General features: G+C 67.8%; 1 protein-coding gene. It reads left to right on the top strand.

What is annotated here, in order from left to right; genetic code table 11:
- Positions 1-18: 18 nt before the first annotated feature.
- Positions 19-824 (top strand): RNA-guided endonuclease TnpB family protein (locus KUM40_RS26535; RefSeq protein ID WP_217168716.1); only part of this gene is annotated, 806 nt, incomplete at its 3' end.

The raw sequence follows: 824 nt of genomic DNA, 5'->3' as shown, positions 1-824 counted from the left end.
CGGAAGGGGGTGGGCTGGATGATCCGTGCGTACAAGTTCCTCATGCGGCCCACCGTGGGCCAGGCCGCTGCGCTCGCCGCGATGCTGGCCGATCACTGCTCGCTCTACAACGGCGCGTTGCAGGAACGCCGTGACGCCTACCGGCACACGTCGAAGACGAGCATCAAATACGGTCGGCAGTCCGCACAGCTCAAGGAGATCCGTTCCTTCGACCCGGAGCGTCAGGGCCGGTGGTCGTTCTCCAGCCAGCAGGCGACACTTCGCCGTCTGGACAAGGCGTTCGCCGCGTTCTTCCGCCGTATCAAGTCCGGCGATACGCCGGGCTACCCGCGCTTTCGGGGTGTGAACTGGTTCGACACGGTGGACTTCCCCAAGGACGGGGACGGCTGCCGCTGGGACTCCACCCCGCACGACCCCGTCACCCGCGTCCGGCTCCAAGGTGTCGGGCACGTCAAGGTCAACCAGCACCGGCCGGTGGCCGGCAAGGTCAAGACCGTGTCCGTCAAGCGCGAAGGCAAGCGCTGGTACGTTGTCCTGACCGCCGAGCAGTCGCAGCCCGAGCCGCTGACCCCGACCGGCAGCATGGTCGGCATCGACATGGGCATAGCGTCGTTCCTCACCACGTCCAACGGTGAGCACGTCGACAACCCACGCCACGCCCGCAAGGCCGCCGCCAAGCTGGAGGCCGCACAGCGGGCACTGTCCCGGTATCCGCGCTGCAAGGCGAAGAACCGCACCAACAACCACCAGCGGGCCGTAGAGCGCGTCGCGGCCCTGCACGGCAGAGTGCGGCGTCAGCGCCTCGACCACGCACACAAGACCGC

It is taken from the genome of Streptomyces sp. AC512_CC834 (assembly GCF_019049325.1).
Lineage (GTDB): Bacteria > Actinomycetota > Actinomycetes > Streptomycetales > Streptomycetaceae > Streptomyces.
The sequence above is the reverse complement of the archived record's forward strand: the minus strand, read 5'-3'. Positions and strand labels throughout refer to the sequence as shown.